General features: G+C 72.7%; 23 protein-coding genes and 1 other RNA gene. 9 read left to right on the top strand and 15 right to left on the bottom strand.

What is annotated here, in order from left to right:
* The first annotated feature begins 55 nt into the window (after positions 1-55).
* The 3 genes from AB0H75_RS02285 to AB0H75_RS02275 all read left to right on the top strand — a co-directional run bounded on the left by AB0H75_RS02285 (position 56) and on the right by AB0H75_RS02275 (position 3,544).
* Complete coding sequence (locus tag AB0H75_RS02285; protein WP_367788440.1) at positions 56-1,576, top strand: multicopper oxidase family protein; 1,521 nt, start codon at positions 56-58, stop codon at positions 1,574-1,576.
* Between the two features lie 89 nt (positions 1,577-1,665).
* Complete coding sequence (locus AB0H75_RS02280; RefSeq protein WP_367788438.1) at positions 1,666-2,853, top strand: sensor histidine kinase; 1,188 nt, start codon at positions 1,666-1,668, stop codon at positions 2,851-2,853.
* Between the two features lie 16 nt (positions 2,854-2,869).
* Positions 2,870-3,544, top strand: a complete 675-nt coding sequence (locus AB0H75_RS02275; protein WP_367788436.1) for a response regulator — start codon at positions 2,870-2,872, stop codon at positions 3,542-3,544.
* Here AB0H75_RS02275 and AB0H75_RS02270 read toward each other — a convergent pair.
* Genes AB0H75_RS02270 through AB0H75_RS02245 form a run of 6 tightly spaced genes read right to left on the bottom strand, consistent with a single transcriptional unit; the run spans position 3,508 to position 9,506 of the window.
* Entirely contained in the window at positions 3,508-3,888 is a 381-nt protein-coding gene (locus tag AB0H75_RS02270; protein WP_367788434.1) for a hypothetical protein, read from the bottom strand. The genes AB0H75_RS02275 and AB0H75_RS02270 overlap by 37 nt on opposite strands.
* Before the next feature lie 6 nt (positions 3,889-3,894).
* The gene (locus AB0H75_RS02265; RefSeq protein WP_367788432.1) at positions 3,895-5,175 is read right to left on the bottom strand and encodes a lysine N(6)-hydroxylase/L-ornithine N(5)-oxygenase family protein; all 1,281 of its coding nucleotides are present in this window, start codon (positions 5,173-5,175) and stop codon (positions 3,895-3,897) included.
* Positions 5,172-6,566 carry an FAD-binding oxidoreductase gene (locus AB0H75_RS02260; RefSeq protein ID WP_367788430.1) on the bottom strand — a complete coding sequence of 465 codons (1,395 nt, stop codon included), beginning with the start codon at positions 6,564-6,566 and terminating at the stop codon, positions 5,172-5,174. Before AB0H75_RS02260 ends, AB0H75_RS02265 begins: the two co-directional genes overlap by 4 nt.
* Positions 6,563-7,714 (bottom strand): FAD-dependent oxidoreductase, encoded by a 1,152-nt coding sequence (locus AB0H75_RS02255; RefSeq protein WP_367788428.1) that lies wholly within the window; start codon positions 7,712-7,714, stop codon positions 6,563-6,565. Before AB0H75_RS02255 ends, AB0H75_RS02260 begins: the two co-directional genes overlap by 4 nt.
* Before the next feature lie 9 nt (positions 7,715-7,723).
* Complete coding sequence (locus AB0H75_RS02250) at positions 7,724-9,166, bottom strand: class I tRNA ligase family protein (RefSeq protein ID WP_367788426.1); 1,443 nt, start codon at positions 9,164-9,166, stop codon at positions 7,724-7,726.
* Positions 9,156-9,506 (bottom strand): cupin domain-containing protein, encoded by a 351-nt coding sequence (locus tag AB0H75_RS02245; protein ID WP_367788424.1) that lies wholly within the window; start codon positions 9,504-9,506, stop codon positions 9,156-9,158. The genes AB0H75_RS02250 and AB0H75_RS02245 overlap by 11 nt, the downstream gene beginning before the upstream one ends.
* Positions 9,507-9,690: 184 nt before the next feature.
* Here AB0H75_RS02245 and AB0H75_RS02240 point away from each other — a divergent pair, with 184 nt between their 5' ends.
* Both AB0H75_RS02240 and AB0H75_RS02235 read left to right on the top strand, forming a co-directional pair.
* Positions 9,691-10,158: a hypothetical protein gene (locus AB0H75_RS02240; protein ID WP_367788422.1), complete on the top strand. Its 468-nt coding sequence runs from the start codon at positions 9,691-9,693 to the stop codon at positions 10,156-10,158.
* A gap of 10 nt (positions 10,159-10,168) precedes the next feature.
* Positions 10,169-11,887, top strand: a complete 1,719-nt coding sequence (locus AB0H75_RS02235; RefSeq protein ID WP_367788420.1) for an MFS transporter — start codon at positions 10,169-10,171, stop codon at positions 11,885-11,887.
* A gap of 88 nt (positions 11,888-11,975) precedes the next feature.
* Here AB0H75_RS02235 and AB0H75_RS02230 read toward each other — a convergent pair whose 3' ends face one another.
* Together AB0H75_RS02230 and AB0H75_RS02225 are read right to left on the bottom strand one after the other, a co-directional pair.
* Positions 11,976-12,689, bottom strand: a complete 714-nt coding sequence (locus AB0H75_RS02230) for a hypothetical protein (RefSeq protein ID WP_367788418.1) — start codon at positions 12,687-12,689, stop codon at positions 11,976-11,978.
* The gene (locus tag AB0H75_RS02225) at positions 12,686-13,510 is read right to left on the bottom strand and encodes a hypothetical protein (RefSeq protein WP_367788416.1); all 825 of its coding nucleotides are present in this window, start codon (positions 13,508-13,510) and stop codon (positions 12,686-12,688) included. Before AB0H75_RS02225 ends, AB0H75_RS02230 begins: the two co-directional genes overlap by 4 nt.
* A gap of 171 nt (positions 13,511-13,681) precedes the next feature.
* Between AB0H75_RS02225 and AB0H75_RS02220 the strand changes: the two genes are divergently transcribed.
* Together AB0H75_RS02220 and AB0H75_RS02215 are read left to right on the top strand one after the other, a co-directional pair.
* Complete coding sequence (locus AB0H75_RS02220) at positions 13,682-14,467, top strand: trypsin-like serine protease (protein ID WP_367788414.1); 786 nt, start codon at positions 13,682-13,684, stop codon at positions 14,465-14,467.
* 27 nt (positions 14,468-14,494) lie between these two features.
* Complete coding sequence (locus tag AB0H75_RS02215) at positions 14,495-15,115, top strand: hypothetical protein (RefSeq protein ID WP_367788412.1); 621 nt, start codon at positions 14,495-14,497, stop codon at positions 15,113-15,115.
* A gap of 49 nt (positions 15,116-15,164) precedes the next feature.
* On the opposite strand, the gene AB0H75_RS02210 is transcribed toward AB0H75_RS02215, so the two are convergent.
* Positions 15,165-16,136: a CU044_5270 family protein gene (locus AB0H75_RS02210; protein ID WP_367788410.1), complete on the bottom strand. Its 972-nt coding sequence runs from the start codon at positions 16,134-16,136 to the stop codon at positions 15,165-15,167.
* Positions 16,129-16,719 (bottom strand): RNA polymerase sigma factor, encoded by a 591-nt coding sequence (locus AB0H75_RS02205; RefSeq protein WP_367788408.1) that lies wholly within the window; start codon positions 16,717-16,719, stop codon positions 16,129-16,131. Before AB0H75_RS02205 ends, AB0H75_RS02210 begins: the two co-directional genes overlap by 8 nt.
* Before the next feature lie 153 nt (positions 16,720-16,872).
* Here AB0H75_RS02205 and AB0H75_RS02200 point away from each other — a divergent pair, with 153 nt between their 5' ends.
* Complete coding sequence (locus AB0H75_RS02200; protein WP_367788406.1) at positions 16,873-18,216, top strand: hypothetical protein; 1,344 nt, start codon at positions 16,873-16,875, stop codon at positions 18,214-18,216.
* 70 nt (positions 18,217-18,286) lie between these two features.
* Here AB0H75_RS02200 and ssrA read toward each other — a convergent pair.
* From ssrA to ftsE, 5 genes are all read right to left on the bottom strand, one after another.
* Positions 18,287-18,670, bottom strand: a transfer-messenger RNA (tmRNA) gene (gene ssrA / locus AB0H75_RS02195).
* 304 nt (positions 18,671-18,974) lie between these two features.
* On the bottom strand, positions 18,975-20,828 hold the full coding sequence (locus AB0H75_RS02190; RefSeq protein WP_367788404.1) for a penicillin-binding transpeptidase domain-containing protein: 1,854 nt from the start codon (positions 20,826-20,828) through the stop codon (positions 18,975-18,977).
* A 19-nt stretch (positions 20,829-20,847) separates the two neighbouring features.
* Positions 20,848-21,315 carry an SsrA-binding protein SmpB gene (gene smpB / locus AB0H75_RS02185; protein WP_367788402.1) on the bottom strand — a complete coding sequence of 156 codons (468 nt, stop codon included), beginning with the start codon at positions 21,313-21,315 and terminating at the stop codon, positions 20,848-20,850.
* 23 nt (positions 21,316-21,338) lie between these two features.
* Positions 21,339-22,241: a permease-like cell division protein FtsX gene (ftsX, locus tag AB0H75_RS02180; RefSeq protein ID WP_367788400.1), complete on the bottom strand. Its 903-nt coding sequence runs from the start codon at positions 22,239-22,241 to the stop codon at positions 21,339-21,341.
* 20 nt (positions 22,242-22,261) lie between these two features.
* Positions 22,262-22,951, bottom strand: coding sequence for a cell division ATP-binding protein FtsE (gene ftsE / locus AB0H75_RS02175; RefSeq protein WP_020541427.1), 690 nt, complete (start codon positions 22,949-22,951; stop codon positions 22,262-22,264).
* Between the two features lie 203 nt (positions 22,952-23,154).
* Here ftsE and AB0H75_RS02170 point away from each other — a divergent pair, with 203 nt between their 5' ends.
* Positions 23,155-23,346 carry a hypothetical protein gene (locus AB0H75_RS02170; RefSeq protein ID WP_367788398.1) on the top strand — a complete coding sequence of 64 codons (192 nt, stop codon included), beginning with the start codon at positions 23,155-23,157 and terminating at the stop codon, positions 23,344-23,346.
* The last annotated feature ends 15 nt before the right edge of the window (positions 23,347-23,361 follow it).

The following is a 23,361-nucleotide window of genomic DNA, read 5'->3' as shown; positions in this document are numbered from 1 at the left end:
TCAGGGACGCGAGGCGCACAGACGGCACCCGACCACGCGTGACAAGGACACCATCATGACATCAGCAAGCCGCCGGACGGTCCTTCGCTGGCTGACCGGCATCGGCGTCGTCACCGTGGCGCCCGTCGGCGGGTTCGCCGGCTGGTTGTGGGCGGACGCGGCCCGGAGCAACGTGGGCGACCTGTCGTTCACGACCCCGCTGCGGATCCCGCCGCTCGCCCCGGCCGTGAGCAAGGGCAGGTTCGCCAAGCAGTTCACGCTGACCCTCCAGCGGGGCGTCTCCGAGCTGGTGCCGGGCAAGCGCACCCCGACCTGGGGGGTCAACGGGGCGTACCTGGGCCCCACCGTCCGCGCGCGGCGCGGCGAGCAGGTCACCATGCGCGTGGTCAACAACCTGGGGCAGACCACGACCATCCACTGGCACGGCATGCACCTGCCCGCCGCGATGGACGGCGGGCCGCACCAGCCCATCGCGGCCGGCGGGACGTGGTCGCCGCAGTGGACGATCGACCAGCCGGCCAGCACCCTCTGGTACCACCCCCATCTGCACTCCGTCACCGCGGAGCACGTGTACCGGGGGGTCGCCGGCCTGTTCCTCGTCGACGACGGCGACACCCGGCTGCCGCACACGTACGGCGTGGACGACGTCCCGCTGATCATCCAGGACAAGAACTTCAACGACGACGGGTCCCTCGACAGCAGCGGCATCAAGTTCGGCGGGATCAACGTGACGGGCCTGCTCGGCGACACCATCCTCGTCAACGGCACCTACAACCCGTTCTTCCGGGTCACCACGTCGCTGGTCCGCTTCCGGCTGCTGAACGGCTCCAACGCCCGCGTCTACGACGTCGGGTTCGTGGACGGGCGCGGCTTCCACCTGGTGGGCACCGACAGCGGCCCGCTGCCCGCCCCCCTCCCGCTGCGGCGCCTGATGGTGTCGCCGGGCGAGCGCGCGGAGATCGTCGTCGCGTTCAAGCCGGGCGAGCGGGCGCTGCTGCGCAGCTTCGCGCCCGACCTGGAGTCCAACATCCTGTACGAGCAGCTCGCCGGCGGCGGCGACGAGATGGACCTGCTGCGCCTGGTCGCGGCGCCGCGGCTCGCGCCGTCGCCCCCGCTGCCGCCCGCGCTCTCGTCGGCGCCGCCGATCCGGCCGGCGGCGAACGCCGCGGTCACCCGGATCGTGATGGGCGACTTCACCTTCAACGACAAGACCATGGACATGAAGCGCGTGGACCACGTCGCCACGGCGGGCGCGGTGGACGTCTGGGAGGTCAGGAACGACCAGGACATCCCCCACAACTTCCACATGCACGGGGTGACGTTCCAGGTGCTCTCCCTCGACGGGCGGCAGCCGCCCCCGCACATGCGCGGCTTCAAGGACACCGTGATCGTCCCGCCGGACCGCACGGTACGGCTGGCGGTCCAGTACCTGAGGTACTCCGACCCGCTGCGGCCCTACATGTTCCACTGCCACATCCTGGCCCACGAGGACGCCGGGATGATGGGCCAGTTCGTCACGGTCTCCCCGGCCGACCGGCCCCGCGTGCCCCGGGTGCTCGGGCACGCCCACGGCTGAGCCGATCACCGCCTGGGACGACGGCTGGATCGACGTGACCGGCCACGCTACCGTGAGAGGGGAGCCTGCCGGTGACGCTCGGAGGACTCATGAGACTGCTGCGCCCTGGCGACGCGGTGCACGCGCAGCAGCAGCTCGACACGGCGTGGCTCCGCTGGCTCATCGACGTGCTGCTGGCGGGGTTGTCCTCGGTCAGCGTCATGATCAGCGTCTCGGTGTCGGCCGAGCCGTCGGAGCGCCCGGCCTCCAGCATCGCCGCCTACATCCTCGGCGTGATCCTGGGCGGGTTGTTGCTGCTGCGGCGGCGCTGGCCCGGGGCGGTGCTGCTCGGCAGCTTCGTCGCGGTCTCGATCTACAACCTGACCGACTTCCCGAGCATCGCGCCGGTCTGGCCGCTGATCATCCCGCTGTGCACGATGGCCGCCGCCGGCCGCCTGCTGTTCGCCACCGTCGTCGCCCTGCTGGCCCTGGCCAGCTCGTCGGTGTGGCTGACCTACCAGAACGTCACGCTCACGCTCAGCCTCATCGACGGCATCTTCCGCGAGGTGCTCCTCGTCATCGGCGCCCTCGTGCTCGGCGACAGCCTGCACAGCCGCAGCCGCTGGTCGGGCGAGGTGCGCCGGCGCCTGCAACGCGAGGCCGACCAGCGGCTGACCGACGAGCGGCTGCGCATCGCCCACGAGCTGCACGACGTCACCGCCCACACGCTGGCGGTGGTCGGCATCCAGATCGGCGTGGCCCACGACCTCGTGGCCCGCGACCTGGAGAAGGGGCGCGAGGCCCTGCGCACCGCCCGCGACGTCAACAACGAGGCGATCGCCGAGCTGCAGGCCGCCGTCCACGTGCTGCGCGCCGGCGAGGAGAAGCCGCCCGAGCTGGCGCCGCTGCCCGGCGTGGCCGACATCGCCACGCTGGTCGAGCGGGCCGGGCTGCCCCGGTTGAAGATCGAGCTGGTCGAGGAGGGCGATCCCGCCAGGGTGCGGCCCGCCGTGGGGCTGGCGATCTACCGTATCGTTCAGGAGTCCCTGACGAATGTCCTGAAGCACTCCAACGCCACCTCCGCGCGCGTGGAGCTGGAGTACCGCAACGACGGGGTGGGCGTCACGGTGACGGACAACGGCACCAGCGCCGCGCCCGCGCGGGAGCCGGCGACGGTCAAGGGCGGCCACGGCCTGGCGGGCATGCGCGAGCGGGCCACCAGCCTGGGCGGCCGGCTCACGGCGGGCGTCGGCGACGACGGCCACTACACCGTCACCGGCTGGATACCCATGCCCTGAGACGAAGGAGTGCTCCATGCCGATCCGGGTCCTGCTCGCCGACGACCAGCAGCTCGTCCGCGCGGGGTTCCGCAGCCTGCTGGAGATGGACCCCGACATCACCGTGGTCGCCGAGGCCGAGGACGGCGTCGAGGCGGTCGCGCTGACCCGGCGGGAGCGGCCCGACATCCTGCTGATCGACATCCGCATGCCGCGGCTCGACGGCCTCGCCGCCACCCGGCAGATCATCGCCGACCCCGACCTGGAGGCGGTCAAGGTCATCGTCCTGACCACGTTCGAGGTCAACGAGTACATCTTCGACGCGCTCAAGGCCGGCGCCAGCGGCTTCCTCACCAAGACCGTCGACTCGGAGGAGCTGCGCAGGGCCGTGCGCGTGGTCGCCGACGGGGAGGCGCTGCTCACGCCGAGCGTCACCCGCCGGGTCATCTCGGAGTTCTCCCAGCGTCCCGTCAACGACCTGCTCAACAAGTCGGCCCAGCGGCTCGGCGTGCTCACCGACCGCGAGCGCGAGGTGATGGCGATGGTGGCGGCCGGCATGAACAACACCGAGGTGGGCGCGGCCCTGCACATGAGCCCGCTGACGGCCAAGACGCACATCAGCCGCATCATCGCCAAGCTCGGCATCCGCGACCGCACCCAGCTCGTGGTGCTGGCCTACGAGAGCGGGCTGGTGAGCCCGAGCCGGTCGTAGACGACCTCCTCGATGAACGAGACGCCGGCCGAGCCGGCCTCGTCGTGGCGCCGCCACTCCTCGCGCAGCCGCAGCCGCCCGTCGGACATGACCTCCGGCCTGCTCGTGCAGGTGCCCGTGACGACCCGGCCGTTCGTCATCACCTGCGTGTAGCCGAAGTGCAGGGTGCCGTCGGGGTCGCAGGTGCCGACGAGCCGGCCGGCCATCACCTGGCCGCCGCGGATCTCCGCCCACACCACGTGGTCGCACTGGTGGTAGTGGCCGACGGGGACGTCCCGGGAGCGGGCCTGCGGGCCCGCCGAGACGAACACCTTGTTGTCGTAGTTCATGGTGTGGTCGTTCATGTTTCCTCACCTCGGGACGTGGGGATCGGGCCAGTGCGTGAAGGTGTGCTCGTCGCGGATCCGGTACGCCTCCCGCTCGAACAGCGCGTTGACGATGCACGCCGCCCGCACCGACAGCAGGCTGAGGTTGGGGTCGTTGATCCCGTGCGTGAACCTGGCGCGGTTCTGGACGAAGATCCGGTGCTGGTCGCCGTGCTTCCACAGCAGCGAGTAGTGCTGCTCGACGACCGGCTCGCCCGTCTCGTCCAGCTCCACCATCTCGGCCAGCTCCCCGTCGAGCGGCAGCGGGGCGGCCTCCCGGCCGGCGGCGAGCACGACGTACCTGGCCTCGCGGAACTCCTGCCCGCCGGTCGAGAGCCGGCAGCGCATGGTGATCGCGCCGCCCCGGCCCGCGACCGCCACGACGTCGCGGCCGGGCAGCAGGCTCAGCGGGCGGGCGCCGCTCTGCAGGCGCTCCTCGTACTCGGCCCGGTAGATCTCCTGGAGGCTGGACATGGAGACGCCGTCGCTGGTGGTGGCCTGCTCGCTGACGAACCGCCGCCGTGTCGTCTCCGGCAGGCCGGAGAAGAAGCTCAGGTACGAGGGCCGGTAGAAGTCGTTGGCCGGCGGCGAGTCGTCGAGCGGGGCGAACCAGTGGCGGCGGCCCAGCCACTGCACGTCGGTGAAGCCGGCCCGCAGCAACGCCAGCACGCACTCGGCGCCCGTCTGCCCGCCGCCGACCACCACCGCCGGGTCCGCCCGGCCGGTCAGACCCGGCAGGCGGCTCATGAGCTGCTCGGCCAGGATGACGCCGGGCAGCGGCCGGCCCGCGAAGCAGGCGGGCACGTGCGGCCTGGTGCCCAGGCCGAAGACCACGTGCCGGGCCCTGCCGAGCAGCCGGCCGCCGCCGTACAGCGCGAAGCCGTCATCGTAGGCGACCCGGTCCACGGCGGTGCCGTACCTGACGTCCAGGTGCCCGGCCGCCCAGCCGAGGTAGCGGGCGTACTCCAGGCGCGGGATCGCGTCGAACTGGGCGTTGAGGAAAGCGTAGACGCGCCCCGAGGTCACGATGTAGTTGAGGAAGGACAGCTCGTGCCGCGGGTCCACCAGCGACACCAGGTCCTTCACCCAGGACGTCTGGAGCCGGGCGCCCGGCAACATCAGCCCCTCGTGCCAGGCGGGCCCGGCGTTGCGCTCGAAGACCGGCAGGCGGGTGCCGCAGGCGCCCTCGTACAGGGCGGCGAGGCTGAGGTTGGCCGGCCCCGCGCCGATCGCGACGGTGTCGAAGTCGAACGTGCGCGTGCTCATGTCGTCACCGATTCGTAGGCGGCCGGGTCGAGGTCGTACGTGGACCTAAAGACGTTGCCGGGGTCCACCCGGCGCTTGACGCGCAGCAGCCGGGCCAGCCCCTCGTCGCCGAACGTGCGCCGGGCCCGCTCGCGCAGGCCGCGCCCGCCGGTGTCGGAGACGTAGTTGACGTAGCCGTCGCCGTGGACGGCCCACGGGGCCGCGGCGGCGGAGACCGAGCGCGCCCAGGCGATCTGCTCCTCGTCCGCCTCCGGCGGCTGCCAGATGGCCATGCCGGTGACGTTGAAGCGGGCGTCGCGGAACGGCACCGCCGACCCGCCGGGCGGGACCCGGCGCACCGCGCCGTGGAACTCCTCCAGGTAGACGGTGTCGTTGAAGGGGTCGCGCGAGCGGCCGGCGCGGAAGCGGGCGACCAGCTCGTCGATCAGCTCGTCGGGCAGCGCGCTCGTGCACTGCGCGCTCCAGTAGTGCCGCAGGCCGTACGGCAGGCGGCCGAGGATCTGCTGCATGCTGAGGTAGTCGCGCCGCTCGATCCGCCACTCCAGCACCTCGGGGCCGCGCAGCCGCCGCTCCAGGGTGCGCCGGTAGTCCTCGTCGGCACCGCTGTAGCACACGCTCATGACGGCGGCGGGCTCCTGCCGCGGGCCGTGGCGCTCCAGCAGCATGATGCAGACCAGCTCGTCGGGGGCGTCCCCGGCCAGGTCGCGGAACAGGCGGGTCGCGGCGGCCATCTCGCGCTCGGGGTAGGCCACGACGCCGCCGTAGACGTGGGCGACCGGATGCAGCCGGAAGGTGAACTCCGCGACGACGCCGAAGGCGTGCCCCGCGCCGCGCAGCGCCCAGTCCAGCTCGGGGTCGGTGGCCGGATCGACCGTGCGGTGCCCGCCCGCGGCGTCCACCAGCTCGTACGACACCACGTTGTCGCAGGACAGCCCGTACCTGCCCATGAGGTGCCCGATGCCGCCGCCCAGGGTGAGGCCGCCGACCCCGGTGGTGTCGAAGGTGCCGCCGGTGACCGCCAGGCCGTGCCGCGAGGCGGCGGCGTCGAAGGCCGCCCAGGTCGCGCCGCCCTGCACGCGGGCCAGGCGGGCGGCCGGGTCCACGCTGACCCGGTTGAGGAAGCGCAGGTCGATGACCAGGCCGTCGTCGAGGGAGGCGGCGCCGGCGACGTTGTGGCCGCTGCCGCGCACCGCCACGGGCACGCCGGCCCGCGCGGCCTCGCGGATCACCAGGCCCAGCTCGGTGCGGTTGTAGGGCAGCGCGATGAGGGCGGGACGGCGGTCGTGCATGCCGTTGAAGAGCTGGCGGATCTCGTCGTAGCGGGGATGCCGGGGGCCGACCAGCCGCTCGGGGCAGACCGGGTCGAGGGTCCGGCGCAGTTTCTCGATCATTGTGGCTCCGTCCGGCGAGGGGCGTCGAGCGGGGGCAGGGACGCGGCGAGGAGGTGGCGGGCGGCCCGGGCGCTCGCCGCGAGCGCGAGCTTCGCCGCGCCGCCGCTGCCGCCGGTGAAGGTGTGCAGACCGGGGCCGAGGCCGGCCAGGCCGAGCAGGCCCGTCCCGGCGTAGGCGTCGCAGGCCGTGACGGTCCGCGCCAGGCGCAGCAGCCGCAGGCCGGGCAGCCGCTCCCGGGCGGCCGCCTCGGTGTCGCGCCGGCCCCGCGGGCAGCGCGGCACCGCGCCGGGATCGACGTCCCTGGCCTGGCTGGGCACGCCCAGCAGCATGGCGGAGCGCCCGTACGGGCGGCCGTACAGGCCGGTGGTCTCGTCCACGAAGGCCGGCGGGCGGCGGCCGGACACCTCGTAGATCTGGTACTGGATGCGCTTGGTCCACAGGGCGGGCCCGGCGAGGCCGCTGCGCGCGAGCAGGCCCGGCGTCCACGCGCCGGCGGCGACGACGGCGAGGTCGAACCGCCGCCGGACACCACCGGCCACGCACACCACCGCACCTCCCGGCCCGACGCCCGGCCCGACGTCCAGCCCGCCGCCCGGCCCAACGTCCAGCCCAACGTCCAGCCCGACGCCCGGCCCGACGCGCTCGACCGGGGTGGTCACCGTCTCGCCGCCGCGCCGGCGGAAGTCGCGCAGGGCGAGCACCCGCAGCCGGTGCGGCGCGATGTGGCCCGCGTGCCGCTCCACGACCGCGCTCGCCCCGTCCGGCACTCCGCGGATGCCCAGCGCGGCGAGCCCCGGCCCGGCGACGACCTCCGCCGACGGCGGCACCGACGCGGGGTCGGGCGGCGCGGCGCAGACGTGGACGGAGCCGATCTCGCGGTAGTCCGCCCAGTCGCAGAGGACGGGGCTCGCGCGCAGCTCGGCCAGGCTCTCGGCGGCCAGCCGGGCGGCCGCCGGGTCGGGCTCGAACCCGCGCACCAGCCCGCCCGAGGCCGCGGTGGCGTCCGCCGGGCGAGCGGCGCGTTCCGGCGAGGGGCCCGGCGGCGGGCCGCCCGTGTAGAGGCAGACCTCGGCCTCCGGCGCGGCTGCCTTGAGCCGCCAGGCCAGCAGCGTCCCCGCCAGCCCTCCTCCGATGACGCAGGCACGCATGGCGGCCCGCTATCCGGCGATCAGGCCGAGCAGCCGCGCGGCCTCGGCGTCACCGCGCTCGGCGGCGGGCAGCAGGCAGCGGACGGTCAGCGCGGGGTCGAAGTGCTCCGGCCGCAGCGCCTCCCGCGCCCGCGACACCTCGCCCGGCTCCTCCTGCGCCCGCGACACCTCGCCCGGCTCCTCCCGGGCTCGCGACACCTCGCCCGGCTCCTCCCCCTCGCCCGGCTCCTCCCCCGCGGCCGGGCCCTCCCCCGCGGCCGGGCCCGCCTCGGGCAGGCGCTCGACGACGGGCCGCCAGCGCGCGGCGAACTCCTCGAACGCGGCCGCGGTGAAGTTGCTGGAGTGCGGCGCGGGCCGGTCCCAGCAGAGGAACAGCCGGATCAGGCCGGGGTCGGCGCGGTCGAGCAGCTCGTGCCCCCAGATCGCGTGGTTCCTGCTGGTGGAGAACTTCAGCCCGTCCAGGCGGTAGAACTCGTTGACCACCAGCCCGCCGAGCGCCGCGCGGGGCGGCACGCCCGCCGCGGACCAGATCGCCGGGAACAGCACCGCGTAGTAGAAGGCGTTGTCCACCCCGAGGAACGTCCACGGCCCGGAGACCTCGCGCCAGGCGGCGGTGTACTCCGCCAGGGTCCGCGCCCGCGGGTCCACGGCCCTGCCCACCACGTGGAGGTAGGCCAGGGCCATCTCCACCCAGACGTCGAGGCGCCGCCCGTCCCCGATCTCGATCCCCCAGTCCGTGGGGTAGCCGACGGGGACGTCCGGGAGGCCCTGGTCGAGGTAGCGGGCCAGCAGCGCGCGGCAGCGGGCGGGGACGACCGCGCGCGACCAGATCTCGGTGAGCCGGTCGCGGAAGGACTCCAGGCGGATGACGTCCCGCCTCCCGGTGACGGCCTCCGGCGTCCGGCCGCACGCCGTGCAGACCGGGTCCACCAGGTCGGCCGCCGCCGCGTAGCCGCCGCAGCCCTCGCAGGTGCCGCCGCCCATCGCGGCCCCGCAGCCGGGGCAGCCGCCGGTGACGTAGGCGTGGTGGAGGGTCCGGCGGCAGCCGGGGCACACCATCAGCGTGTGCCCGCGCGAGACGACGACGCCCGCGTCCACCAGCTCCGCCAGCAGGTCCCGCACCGCGCGCCGGTACTCGGGGTCGCGGGCGGGCGAGGTGAAGACGTCGTGGTCCACGCGGACGGCCTTGAGCACCTCCGCGATGCGGGCGGCGTGCTCGGCGCCGACCCTGTCCGGGTCTCGGCCGAGAGCCGCCGCCTTGGCCGGCACGTAGTTCTGGTGGTCGTCGGTGCCGCAGACCGTCAGCACCCGCCCGCCCCGGTCCCTGGCCGCCCTGGCCGCGAGGTCGGCGGCGACGTACGGGCCCGACAGGTGGCCGACGTGCAGCGGGCCGTTGGGCGTGGGGGGCGGCGAGAGGAAGACGTCCAGCCCGGGCCGCCGCTCAGCCGGCATCGCGGGCTCCTTCGGGCAGCCAGTACATGCTCAGCAGGACGAGCCGGTCGTCGGCGGACCGGTTGTGGACGACGTGGCCCTCCTCGGAGCCGAGCAGGATCGCCGAGCCGGCCGGCGCGTGCTCGCGGCGGCCGGCCACGTCAAAATCCGCATCGCCCTCCACGACCACCGCCAGCTCGATCTCCGGGTGCTGGTCCGGCTGGCTGGACGAATTCGGCGGAATAACGCACCACATCGCGCCGAAAGGCAGATAGTCCGTCCCGCTGTATTGCGTCCAGCGGCCTATTTCGATGCCGTACTCCGGGCTGAGGCTCGCTGTCGAACTGCTGAACTTCTGCATGCCTTTCATCTCCCCTACCTGCGGATAAGGGTCCCCGGCAGCGCATATCCGGGGGCAGATGCCGCGATGCCGGGGACCGTTGCCGACAATGTTCGCAACGCGTTCTGGACGCTCACTAGAGAATCGCTTGTGCCGCGCGAGAGGCCATCTTTCCCGGGCCCGTTCCGTTGGTTAGTCTCCGGCCATGACCGTAGGCGAGAGACCCCTTGTTTACGCGCCGCGCGCAATGGTGGCGCTGGCGCCCTATTCGCTGCGCGGGTGGACGGTGAAGGGTTACGGAATCTCGGCCGGCCGGCCCCGCCCGCCGCGGCGGGTGCTCGACGCGGCCCGGGTGGCCGTGGAGCACACGCTGCCCGCCGCGTACGACCACGAGCCCTCCTGCGCCTTCAGCGTGGTGCACGAGGACGACGACGGCTGCTACGTCGTCGTCGCCTGGTGGAGCCGCAACAAGGTGATCCTGCACTCCCGGACCTGGCTGTGCGGCTGGGACGACCTGCCCGCCTGGACGCCTGCCCCGGCGCACGCGACGGCCTGCGTGTGGGAGCTGGCGGCCATCGCCCACGAGCGGGACGCCTGGGTACGCCACGTCGCCGCCCCCGCGACGCCCGACCTGGACGCCTACCTCGCCTCTTCCCGTGCCGGAGTCTTCTAGGAGCGACGCCGTGACCACGACCACCCGCCCGCCGGACTCCGGCACCCCGGACTCCGGCATCCCGGCCACGCCCGCCGGCCGCCGCGCGCTGCTCGCCGTGGGCGTCACCCTGCTGGCCACGTTCATGGACCTGCTGGACGCGACCATCGTCGGCGTGGCCATCCCGCGCATGCAGCGCGACCTGTTCGCGGGGAACGCCGCGATGCAGTGGGTGGTGGCCGCGTACGTGCTGGCCTTCGCCGTGCTGCTGGTCATCGGCGGGCGGCTGGGCGACATCCACGGGCGCAAGAAGCTGTTCCTGGGCGGCGTCGCGGGCTTCACCCTGGCCTCGGTCGCCTGCGCGCTGGCGATGAGCCCCGCCATGCTGATCGGCGCGCGGGCGTTCCAGGGCGCCGCCGCGGCGATCATGATCCCGCAGGTGCTGTCGATGATCAGGGTGGACCTCTCGCCCGCCCAGCGCGGCCCCGCCTACGCCCTGTACGGCGCCGTCACCAGCCTGGCCACCGTCATGGGCCCGATCGTGGGCGGCCTGCTGGTCGAGGCCGACCTGTTCGGCCAGGGCTGGCGCACGATCTTCCTCATCAACGTGCCCGCCGGGCTGTTCACCTTCGTCGCGGCGGCCGTGCTGCTGCGCGACTCGCGGGAGCGGGAGCGGCCCCGGCTGGACCTGGTCGGGGTCGTGCTGCTGGCCGCCGCGCTGATGTCGTTGCTCTACCCGCTGGTGCAGGGACACGAGACGGGCTGGCCGCTGCTCGGGTTCGTGGCGATGGCCTGCTCGGTGCCGCTGTTCGCGGCCTTCGCCCGGTACGAGCGGCACCGCACCGCCAGGGACGGCTTCCCGCTCGTGGCGCTCACGCTCTTCCGCCGGCCCGCCTTCACCGGCGGCCTGCTGCTGTCGTTCCTGCTGTTCTCCCAGGTGTCGTCGTTCTTCTTCGTCTTCGTCATCCACCTGCAGACCGGGCTGGGGTTCTCGCCGCTGCGCACGGGCGTGACGCTGCTGTGGTGGTCGGCGGGGGTGATAGCGGCGGGGGCCCTGTCCGTCCGCCTGGCACCCCGGCTCGGCCGGCGGCTGATCGGGGCGGGGTCGGCGCTGACGGCGGCCGGCATGGCGGCGATGAGCCTGACCCTGCACCTGGCCGGCCCCGGGATCACCTCCTGGGTGGTCGGGCCGGCCATGATCCTCACCGCGCTGGGGGTGGGGGCCGTCACGCCCGTGCTCCTCGACACCGTCATCGTCGGCGTGCCCGAGCGGGACGCCGGCGCCGCCTCCGGCGTGATCAACACGATGATGCAGGTGGGCGCCGCGGCCGGCGTGGCGGTGGTGGGCGCGGTCTTCTTCACGGTCCTGTCCGCGCAGGCCACCGGGTACGCCGACGCGCTGGTCCCCCGGCTGCGGGCCGAGGTCGCCGCGGCGGAGGTCGTGCCCGCCCGCACCCGGGCGGCGGCCGTCGCCGCGCTGCGCGACTGCGTGGACGAGCGGGTGGACACGCGCAACTCGTTCCTGCCGCCGCCGGCGTGCTTCGCGGCCATGGGCGCGGCGGAGACGATCCCGCCGGGCACCGCGGTCAGGGTGCTGGAGAGCGTGGACGCGGAGATCACCCGGGCGCGGGAGGAGGCGTTCACGTTCGCGCTGAAGGTGGCCGTCTGGTACCACGTGCTCGCCTCGCTGCTCGGGCTGGCCCTGATCCGCCTGCTGCCCGCCGGCCCCGCGCCCGGCGACCCCGGCTGAGCGGGACCAATTGAGCGGGACCGATCGAGCGGGACCGATCGAGCGGGACCGATCGAGCGGGACCGCCGCCGTGTGGGACCGCGGCTCCTCACAGGTCGAGCGGGCTCCTGTCGCGGCGGACGCGGCGGGGGCGCGGCTCGCCCGCACGCCAGGAAGCCCCCTCCGCCCGGATCTCCGCCAGCCGGGCCCGCCCCGCCCGGATGTCGGTGACCAGCACGTACGCCACCAGCAGCAGCCCCAGGCACAGCGCGTCGGCCGCCCACCAGGGGATCTCGGCGAGCAGCAGGTCGCCGTCCCCGTCGCCGAGCGACCGGATCGCCACCGTGACCGCCGCCACCACCGCCGTCACCAGCAGCCAGCTCCGCAGCCGCGGCAGGCCGCCGTCCCGCCAGAGCCGGATCCGCCAGCTCACGAGCACGGCCAGCACCCCCAGCAGCGCGCAGAGCCCGACCAGCCACCACGGCAGCGCGAACGCCGTCCGGCCGGCGGCGTCCGCCTCCAGCACACGCAGCTCGGCCTCGGCCTCTCGCCGGGCCCGCACGGCGGCGTCGAGCCGCCGCTGGAGCTGGGCGACGGTCCGCTGCCGGTCGGCTCTCTGGGCGGTGTCCCGCTGGGCCGTGTCCTGCCGGGCCGTGTCCTGCCGGGCGGGCGCCGGAGCGGCGGGAGGCTCGGCGGGCAACATCCGGGCCACCACGGTCAGCATGATCGCCACGAACGACAGCGCCAGCACGATGGCCATGAACAGGTCGATGAAGCGCAGGTCCAGCGGCGGCGCGAACGGCCTGGCGGCCTGCTTCCTCACGGCTCCCTCACCAGGGTGTACCGCCGGGGCCCGCTCTCGGCGTCGGCCAGCCGCTCGACCGCGGTCCGCAGCGCGTCCAGACCCTTGACCAGCTCCTCGGTACGGCCCCTGGAGCGGGCCAGCTCCTCGGCGAGCCCGGCCAGGGCGGGCGCCGCCTCCTTGCCCGGCAGGCGCGCGAGGTGGGCGAGGAACACCTCGTCGGCCGCCGCCACGGCGGCCCGCTCGGCCCGCTCGACCACGGCCATCGTGCCGAACGCGAGCACGCTCAGGAACAGCGCGATGAGGGTGACCCCGAACGCGGAGGCCAGCTCGGGAAGCACGTGCTGCTTGAGCGCGCTGATCAGCACGCCGGGGTCGCCCTGGCGGTCGAGGGCGCCGGAGAACGAGGTCACCATCCCGGCCATGGTCAGCGCGGTGCCGATGAACCCGAAGACCGGCAGCGCCCAGATGAGCGCGTGGTCGAGGTGGTGCTTGCCGGCCATCTCGCCGTCGTCCAGCGCGGAGCGGGCGCTCAGCACGGCCTCGCAGTCGTTGCCTGCCTCGGCCGCGTCCCTGAACAGCCGCAGCCGCCGCGCCACCAGCGTGTCCCCGCCCGGCGGCACGGCGTGCAGGCCGGTGCGGGCGCGGGCGGTGGCGGCGGCCTCCCGCCTGAGGTCCGGCACGGCCCGGACGATCCGGAGCACCACGGTCAGGAACACCGCGAAGATCAACGTGACCACCAGCGCCGCGCCGGCCGGCGCGGTGGTGGCCCCCACGGCCTTCAGCAGCGCCGCCACCGCCCCGGACGCGAGCAGCAGCGCGGAGACCGCGATCCCGGTCACGGGCGCCACTGCCGAGTGTCGCCAATCATACCTTGACACTCTCTAACCCCATCTAGCCACAGAAGTTGTCAAAGTGCCACCTAAGCACACGTAGCGCAATCATTAGCACTCTTTGCGTGGCGAACGTCGCGCCGTTACCACTTTGAGCCCATCACTGGCTACCCTTTGTGGATGCGTTATGTCCCATTTGTCGTGGTTGCTGCCGCTTTGACGGTCAGCGTGCACGCCACGCCCGCGGCGGCCATCACCAACGGCACGGCCGACGGTAACGCACACCCCGAGGTAGGGGCGCTCGTCGCGGACCGGCCGCATTCCGACGGCACCTGGACGTACTGCACCGGCACCCTGGTCTCCCCGACGGTCTTCCTCACCGCCGCCCACTGCGGCGACAAGGGCCAGAAGACCGCCCGGGTCACCTTCGCCGACCAGTACAGGCCCGGCGGCACCCTCCACAGCGGCCGCTACATCCCCGACCCCCGCTTCAAGGACAAGTCGGACCTGCATGACATGGCGGTCGTCGTCTTCGACAAGCCCGTCACCGGCATCCAACCCGCCCGGCTCCCGGCCCCGGGCCTGCTCGACCGCCTCAAGGCCGAGGGCAGGCTGGCGCGCTTCACCCCCGTCGGGTACGGCTCCCTCGCGCCCAGCAGGAAGGCGCACGAGGAGGTCTACCGCTACACCGACACCCGGCGGCAGGCGTCCATCACGTACAAGAAGATGTCACGCCGCTGGCTGGACCTCTCCCTGGCCTCCAAGGGCGACGGCAGCACCTGCTTCGGCGACTCCGGCGGCCCGAACTTCCTCGGCGGCCCCGGCTCGCACCTGCTGGTGGCCACGTCCATCAGCGGCGCCGACGACGCCTGCGAGGGCACCAACTACGACTACCGCCTCGACAGCCCATCGGCCCGCCGCTTCCTCGGCGAGTACGTCACCCTCCCGGCCACCGACAGGCGCTGACGCCGGGAACCGCCGCACAATGGTCGCATGATCGACTACTACCGCGACCTCCTGCGGCGCCACGCCTGGCTGCAGAACGGCCTGTGCTGGCTCGTCGTCCAGCCGCTCGGCGAGGAACCGGCCCCGGACGACCTCCTGTGGCGCCTCAACGGCGGCCGCGACCCCGAGCAGCGCGTCGTGGAGCATCCGGTCGAGGCGAGCATCGACGAGCACGGCCTGCTCTTCGTCTTCGAGGGCGACGGCGCCCGGGGCTACCTCAACCTCAGCGGCCTCCGGCCGTCCGACCACGTCCTGGCCGGGCTCAGCGAGGGCTCGCGCGTATGGATGACGACCTGGCACTTCAAGGGCGGCCACACCGTCCTCTACGCCGCCGGCGGGCGGGTCAGGGCGTCCCTCGGGAACTTCGTCTTCGCCGGCCACCTCACCGAGGAAGGCGACCCGGCCGCCCTGGCGGACCTGCGGGCCACGCTCGGCACCCTCGCCCCGGACGACCACACGGGCAAGTGCGCCGCCGCCCTCGCCTTCGTCGAGGCCGCCACCGGCGTCGCCGTCGAGGGCGCCTGCTTCGAGGAGGAGGCGGTCCCGGTCGTCATCCTCGACCGCTTTCCCCCCGAGGACGAGCCAGCGGCGGGCGGCCGGCGGCGGTAGCCGCGCCTGAGCCGGGCGCGCGGCCGCCGGTGGCGGGTGCCGGCGAGCGTCAGCCCCGCCGGCCGGGACGATCGACGATCGCCGAGGACAGCAGGGCCGTGCTCCACACCGCGCCCTTGCGGAACGCCGGCTCGCTGTCGCCGCCGATGAACTCGTCGCGCAGCCAGACCATCCGCGTCCCCAGGTAGCGGTAGGTGTCCCGGTCGAGGATGTAGTAGTTGCGGAAGACCGTGTCGGTTCCCTCCATCCAGACGCCCAGGCCGCTGCGGCCCGCCGCGTCGCTCACGCCCTGCTCGACGCGGACGCCGGGAACGAGCGCCAGGGCGCGGAACATGGCCGCCTCCAGCCGCGGCGGCATCGTGCCGTACCTGCTCAGATAGAGCATGATCACCCGGTAGGCGCGGTCGGCGTCGGGCTCGGCGGCCTCGGGGACGCCCTCCTCCTTGGGGTAGTCGATCCAGTGCCGGTCGGCGGTGACCTTGGCCAGCAGCTTCTTCGGATCGGTCGGCAGCTCGCGCAGCTTGGCGTCGTACTGCTGCGGCGACAGGTCGTCGTCACCCGGATCCGGGGGGACGTCGCTGACGACCATCTTCCCGCCCTCGTCGAAGGCGGCGCTCTGCCTGCCGTCGTAGCGGATCCATGCCTCGCTGGCCGTGACCGTGCCCGAGTTCGCCTGCTTGTCGAGGGTTTTGGTGTAGTGCCACTGCGTCGGCAGGGGCACGCGGTCGCCTTTGCGCCTGCCCGCCACCTCGGCGGCGTGGGCGAGCACCACGCCGGAGTCGAGCCGGGCGACCGGCGGCGCGCTCGCCGGGCTCGGGGCGGGCGCTTCGGGCCGCAGGGTGGCCACGGCGAGTGCGGTGGCGGCTCCCAGCGCTCCGACCAGGAGCAGGCGGCGCCCCAGTGCCCGCCCGCGTCCCCGGATCCGGGCCAGCATCCGCCGGCGCTGCGGAATGATCCACTCCTGGCCCGGCTCGGGGATCTCCGCGCGCCACTCGCGCAGCAGCCGCAGGTCCTCATCCATCGAAGGACTCCTCTCGGGTGGTCGCCGGGTGAGATCCGCCGAGCGCCTGGCGCGTCTTCGCCCTGGCCCGGTGCAAGCGGGATGCGACGGTTCCGGCGGGGATGTCCAGCGCGCGGGCCACGTCGTCGTACGACATGTCGGCCCACGCCACGAGTAACAGCACCTCCCGGTCGCCGGGTGACAGCTCCGCCAGCGCCCCCGCCAGCCCGGCCTGCTGGGCGGCGATCCGGTCGTCGACGCGCTCGGTGTACGGCTCGGCGATCTCGTCGGCGCCGCTGCGGACCAGCGCCCGGTAGAGGCGGACCTCCACCCGCCGGTGCCGGCTGATGAGCCGGGCGGCGATGCCGTACAGCCAGGGACGCGCGTCGGGGTGGCTCGCGTCGTAGCGGTGGCGGCGCCGGAAGGCGGCCAGGAAGGCGTCGGAGACGATGTCGTCGGCCAGCGCGGGCCCCAGCCGCCGGGCGACGTAGCGCCGCAGCGCGGGCGCGTGCCGGTCGAAGAGGTCGGCGAACACCTCCGGAGCGCGTTCCGAGCGCCGTATCACCTCGGCGTCGTCGAGCCTGCCGGGTTCGTCAGCGGTCACATGGTGCTCCCGTCCTCGCGCGGTCGTTCGTCGGCTTTCGCCCGGACGGCGGCCACGCGTTCACGTTCTCACGTGTGATATGCGTCACATCGTGCCATCCGGCCGGCTCGGGCCCGACACGCGACCCCGGGGCCGGCCGGGCATTCTGGAGGGGTGTTCGAACGGGGAACCTCGCGGCCGGCGACCGCCGCGGCCCAGTTGCTCGCGGTCTGGGCCGTGGGCGCGGTCGCGCCGCTGCTGGCGTGGCAGGCGCTGCTGGTGGCGGCCTTCTCCGGCCGGATGGAGGCGCTGGCCGCCGTCGTGCTGGTGGCCGCGTCGCTCGTCCTGGCCTGCCTGATCCTGGTGGTCTCGCGCACCCGTACGGCCTCGCGCCTCGGCGCGGGCGGCGGGCGGCGGGTGGTGTGGGCGCTGCTGGTCCTGTGCGGCGGCACCGCCGGTTGGGCGCTGGGGTGGGCGGCGACCGACGTCGCCGGGCTCGGGGTGAGCCGGAGCCCGCTCCTGGCGGCCCTGCTCGGCGGGGTCCCGTTCGCGCTGGTGGCCGGGATGTTGCTGCGCGGCCGGCGGTTCGGCCTCACCGCGCTCGCGCTGAGCGTGGCGCTGGCCGGCGTCGCGGTGGTGCTGTTGCGCCGCGAGTCGCCGGACGAGTTCCCCGCGCGGCTGGCGGCCGCCGGCGTCCGCGGGGAGACCGCTTACGTGGTCGCGATCCCCGGCTACCGGCCGGTCGACGACCGCGGCTACGGCAAGGGCCTGGGCAGCGGCGGGTTCCTCCCGGCGGACCCGAAGGCGATCCCGCCCGACCGGCACGTCACGATCACTGCGCACGACCGCCTCGTCCCGGGCGAGCGGATGTGCGGGCAGCGCAACGCCCAGGACTCCCTCCTGACGTGGGGCTCCTGCGAGGTCGAGCCGGACGGCCTGGTGTACCGGCACAACGAGATCCAGCACGGCTACCAGGTACGGGCCGGCCGCCGGCACGTGACGGTCATCGGGACCCCGGCCGTCGATCGCGGCCTGCTGCGGGCCGCCGCCCGCGGCCTCCACCTGGCGACCGCCCGCGAGCTGGGCGGCAGCGGCCTGGAGCAGACCGGCGACTACTACGCCGCGCGGATCCCCGGCTACCGGGGGCAGCCGGCCGGCGCCCCGCCGGGCATGATCTACGCGCCGGCCGACCGCACCGGCAACGGCGCGCGGACCGTGATGGTCACGCTGTACGTCACGTACGCGGCCGGCGAGGACGTCTGCTTCGACACCGTCGCGTGCGCGCCGGACGCCGGCGGCCTCACGTACGTCCGCCGGCGGGACACGCACGGCTACGTGATCCGCCGCGGCCAGGTGAACGTCCGGGTCGAGGGCGGCCTCCGCACCGGCAGGGCCCTGCTCCGGCAGGCCGCGCTGGACGCCCGGCCGGCCACCGAGGAGGAGCTGCGCCGCGCCCTGCCGCCGCCGGAGCCGCACGGCCCCGTGGAGCGCTTCCGCCACTGGCTGCGCTCGTTCTGAGCGCGCCCGCCACGGGGGCGGAACGCAAAAACGGCGGTGTCCGCGAGGACACCGCCGTCGATGGTCACACGAGTGGAGGTGGCGGGAATCGAACCCGCGTCCTTCAACCCCAAGTCAGGGCTTCTCCGGGCGCAGCCTGCTGTGCTTTTCTCAGCCCCGGCGATCACGCAGGCGAGTCGCCGACGGGCTCAGCCACTGTTTGGTTTCCCGATCTCCCCCGTGGCCGGGTCGATCGGTTGAGCCTTCTGACGATGCCAGACACCGGGCCGAAGGCGCTCCCGGGCTGACAGTGGTTTCGCTACTTAGGCAGCGAGGGCCAGGGAATCCTGGCCGACCACAGTGCGCTTGGAATTGGCACTTGTTGTTTGCGGTCACAGGATTAACGAGGTTATGTCCGCAGTCCTCGGCCCGCTTCACCTGGCTTGCAAAGCCGAAGTCGAAGCCAGTCACCCCCTGTGCAGTTGTCAACACACCCCGCGGACGAGGTGCGCAACACGAATCTACACGGGACAACGCCCCTGACGCCAACTCCATTCCCGCGCGCGTCCGGACATGCCGAAACCCCCGGAGGCGTGGCACTGAAGCACGCGCCCCCGGGGGCCGACCGGCAGGGTCGAGCCGGTCCGGACGGCAGGGCTTCCCCCGAGATGAAGCCCTGATCCCATCACGGCGACTGAGACCGCAACCCCCCGAGCGGGCTCAGTCATACAGTAAGACGCCAGGCGGGTCGCCGATGGTTGCTCGGCGTGACGACAATTTCACGAAGAGGTGCGGAGGGCGGAGAAGAAGCCCCCCGCGACGGCCCCGGCGTTGTAGTTCTTCGACAGCACCGCGATCGCCAGATCGCCCTGCCAGCCGACGAACCAGGTCATCTGGTTGCCCGCCGTCGCCGTCACACCGTGGACCCTGGCCCGGCCCGCCTGGGCGGCCGTGCCGGCCGCTCCGGCCCGCATCATCGCGGTCAGCGCCGTGCGGACCTTCGGGTCCACCGGCACGGGGTCGGGCTGGGCGAGCGGCGCGGTCTCGGCGGCCGGGTCGGGCGACTTGGGGTCGGTGACGAGCACGGGCGGATGCCAGGTGCCCGAGGCCACCGCCGCGCCGACCAGCGCCATGCCCAGCGGACTGACCTGGACGTTCTGGCCCGCGATGGCCCTGGCCTTGTCGGCGTCGCCGGACAGCTCGGGGAACGAGCCGTTGAACGACTTCAGCGGCAGCCGCCACGGCTGCCCCAACCCGAACGCCTTGGCGCTCTTCTCCAGGTCCTCGGCCTTGACGCGGCGGGCCAGCGAGGCCAGCGCGGTGACGCAGCCCCTGGCGAAGTGCGACTGGAAGGTGCCCGACGAGCCGGCGCTCGCCTGCCCGGACTGGACGAACCTCGCCCCACCGACCGTGCGCTCCGCCGGGCAGGTGAGCCGCTGCTTGGGGCTCACCCCGGCCTTGAGCAGCGCGTCGGCCGCCACGATCGAGAACGCCGTGCCCGCGGGGAACTTGCCGGCCAGCGCGTCCTTCTCCTGGTGCATGCCCTTGGTGGCGACCGCGCGGATCTCTCCGGTGCCCTTGTCGACCACGACGAGGGAGCTGGTGTCGGAGTCGGCCACGGCCTGCTCGGCCGCCGCCTGGATGCCCCGGTCGAGGGTGGTCTTGACCGAGACGTTCTGCCGGCCGGGCCACTCCTTGAGCTGGGCGACCTCCTCGCCGGTCTTGAGGTCGAGCGTGATGACCTTGGTCTCCGTGGAGCCGGTCAGGTAGTTCTGGTAAGCCTGCTGCAGGCCGCTCTTGCCGACCGAGTCGCCGGCCCGCTGCGGGCCGCCGAGCTTCTGCTCGGTCTCGGGGGTCAGCGCGCTGACGCTGCCGACGATCTGCCGGGGAGCGTCGGGGTTGACCGGCTGGTCCTGGGGATCGACCTTGATGCCGGTGATGGCGTTGAGCTTGGCCTGCAACGCCTGGTAGCGCGAGCGCCCGAAGGTCACCAGCGGCACGAACTTGTCCGGCGGGGACGACCTGATGCGGCTCAGCAGCCGGTCCTGGGCGTAGTCGGTGATCTCCGACAGCTTGGCGACGACCTCCTCGGCCCGGTCGCCGAGCTGGGCGGGGTAGACGCCGGCGACGTAGAGCACGGTGTCGGTCTGCAGCGGGTCGTTGTTGCGGTCGACGACGGGCTGGCGCGGGTTGGGGCCGATGTCGACGGCGAAGCGCTCCCCCTCCTTGAGCTGGGGGTGCAGCACGGACGGCGACCAGCGCACCTTCCACTCGCCGTCCACCAGGTGGAGCGGCAGCACGCCGTCGTACTCCCAGAGCGGGTTGTTCTCGCCCAGGTCGACCTCGGCGCGGAAGTCGGCCTTGGACTCCTCGCCGTTGACCGAGAGAGCCTTGATCTTGAAGCGGAACGAGGCGGCGTCGAGCTCCAGCTTGGCGTCCGACAGCGCCTTGCTCACGGCCGCCCGGTCGCCGTCGGTGCGGCCGGCGGCCAGGTCGTAGTCCTCGGTCTGCCAGCCCACGAGGAAGTCGCGCACCGCGTCGTGCGGCGACGACTCCTCGAAGCAGCCGGTCAGCATGGTGGACGCGACCGCCAGCGTGACGGTCGCGGAAAGGGTGCGGCGGGCGCGTCTCATCGCTTGCGGTGCGCGCCTCTCATCGGCTGCGGTAGCGCAGGGCCCGGGCCATCTCCCGCTTGGCCTGCTGCTCCGCCAGCGACTGCCGCTTGTCCCAGTCCTTCTTGCCGCGGGCCAGGCCGATCTCGACCTTGGCCCGGCCGTCCTTGAAGTACAGCGACAGCGGGACGATCGTCAGCCCGCCCTCCTTGGTCTTGACGGCGAGCTTGTCGATCTCCTTGCGATGGAGCAGCAGCTTGCGCTTGCGGCGCGCGGCGTGGTTGGTCCACGTGCCCTGCGCGTACTCGGGGATGTGCACGTTGAGCAGCCACGCCTCGTCGCCGTCGATGCTGGCGTAGCCGTCGACGAGCGAGGCGCGGCCCTCGCGGAGCGACTTCACCTCGGTGCCCTGCAGCACGAGCCCCGCCTCGAAGGTGTCCTCGATGTGGTAATCGTGCCGAGCGCGTTTGTTCTGGGCGATGACCTTCCGCCCGGTCTCACGTGGCATGGTTCGACTTTACCGGCGTCCGGTCACACTCTGAGGTAGCGGCGGAGCGTGACGAACGAGGCGAGCACACAGATCACCACACCGATGATCATGGTGAACGTGATCGTCTGCGCCACCGCGTCCCAGCCGAGCTGCGCCCCGTTGAAGAAGGTGGCCAGCTCCTCGAACAGGAGGACCTTCGTGGCGATGAGGATGACCGCCGCGAACACGCCGCCGATGAGGCCCGCGATCACGCCCTCCATGATGAAGGGGAGCTGGATGTAGAGGTTGGAGGCGCCGACCAGGCGCATGATGCCGGTCTCCCGCCGCCGGTTGAACGCCGACAGCCGGACGGTGTTGCCGATGAGCAACGCCGCCGCCAGCACCAGGATGATCGCGACCGAGAGCGCGTAGTAGGCGAGCTTGTCGAGCATCTGGAAGAAGGGGCCGACGAGCTGCTTCTGGTCGGTCACCTGGGAGACGCCGGGCTGGCCCTGGATGGCCTGGATGACGGACTGGTAGTTGTCGGGGTTGGCCACCTTGACCCGGAACGACGTCGGCATGTCCTCGACCTTGGTGGCTTTCAGCAGGGCCGAGTTGGAGGCGAAGGCCTGCTGGAAGTTCTGGTAGGCCATCGCCTGGTTCTCGTAGAAGACCTCCTTGACACCCGAGATGCCCTTGAGGTGCTCCTCGAGTGCCTTGGTCTGGGTCTGGGTGATCGCCTTGCCGTTGCACGCCTCGACGGCCGACCCCTTGGTGCACAGGAAGACCGAGACCTCGACTTTGTCGTCCCAATAACCTCTGATCAGGCCGACCTGGGCGTTGATCATCAAGCCGACGCCCAGCATCGCCATACCGACGGCAACGGTGATGACCACCGCGATCGTCATGGTCAGGTTGCGACGGAGGCCGATCCAGACCTCGGAGAAGATGAAGTTCGCCCGCATGTTATGTCTGCAGCTCCCTGTCAGTACGCCTGGCCGTAAACGCCACGCGACTGGTCACGGACGATCTTGCCGTCCTCCAGCTCCACGACACGCTTGCGCATGGAGTCGACGATGGCCGCGTCGTGCGTGGCCATGACGACCGTGGTGCCAGTCCTGTTGATGCGGTCGAGCACCTTCATGATGCCGATGCTCGTCGCGGGGTCGATGTTGCCCGTGGGCTCGTCGGCCAGCAGGATCATCGGCCGATTGACGAACGCGCGGGCCATGGCGACGCGCTGCTGCTCGCCGCCGGACAGCTCGTCGGGCATGCGGTGCGCCTTGCCCTCCAGGCCGACCAGCTCGATCACCTCGGGCACCACCTTGCGGATGAAGCGCCGGGGCTTGCCGATGACCTCGAGCGCGAACGCCACGTTCTCGTAGACGTTCTTGTTGGGCAGCAGCCGGAAGTCCTGGAAGACGCAGCCGATGCGGCGGCGCAGGTGCGGCACCTTGAAGTTGGACAGGCGGGCCAGGTCCTTGCCGGCGACGTGGATCGCGCCGGAGTTGGGCCGCTCCTCCTTGAGGACCAGGCGCAGGAACGTGGACTTGCCTGACCCCGAGGGGCCGACGAGGAACACGAACTCACCCTTGTCCACGTCAACGGATACGTGGTCCAGGGCGGGCCGGTTCTGGTTCGCGTAGACCTTGGTGACATTATCGAAATGGATCACGAGAGCATCACGGCATGCCAGTCTAGGGGTCAGGACGGAAGCGAGGGTGGCACATGCCCACTTCCCGCCACCGGCCACTCGGCGGCCGTCGCCTTTACCGATGATCGACGTTCCGATTGGCCAGACGACAGTCTAGGGGGAAGACTGGCATGGAACGTCCATAACGGAAACAAAACGATTGTGCGGCTAGACTTGGGACTGCCATGAGTTGCGAACACCTCGTATGCGCGCAGTGCGCCCACCCTGTCATCGAGGGCCGCTGCCCCCTCTGCCGCGCCAACCGCGAGCGGATGCACCAGCACGGCTTCGCCGGGCTGCCACCCGCCGCGATCGCCGTCCTGCTGATCGTCCTGCTCTTCGCGAGCCTGGCGCTCAAGCACCTCAGCGGCCTCTGACGACCTCCGCGGGCC

Source organism: Nonomuraea sp. NPDC050783 (assembly GCF_040802095.1).
Lineage (GTDB): Bacteria > Actinomycetota > Actinomycetes > Streptosporangiales > Streptosporangiaceae > Nonomuraea.
Note: the sequence above shows the minus strand (reverse complement) of the source record. Positions and strands in the feature narration are given on the sequence as shown.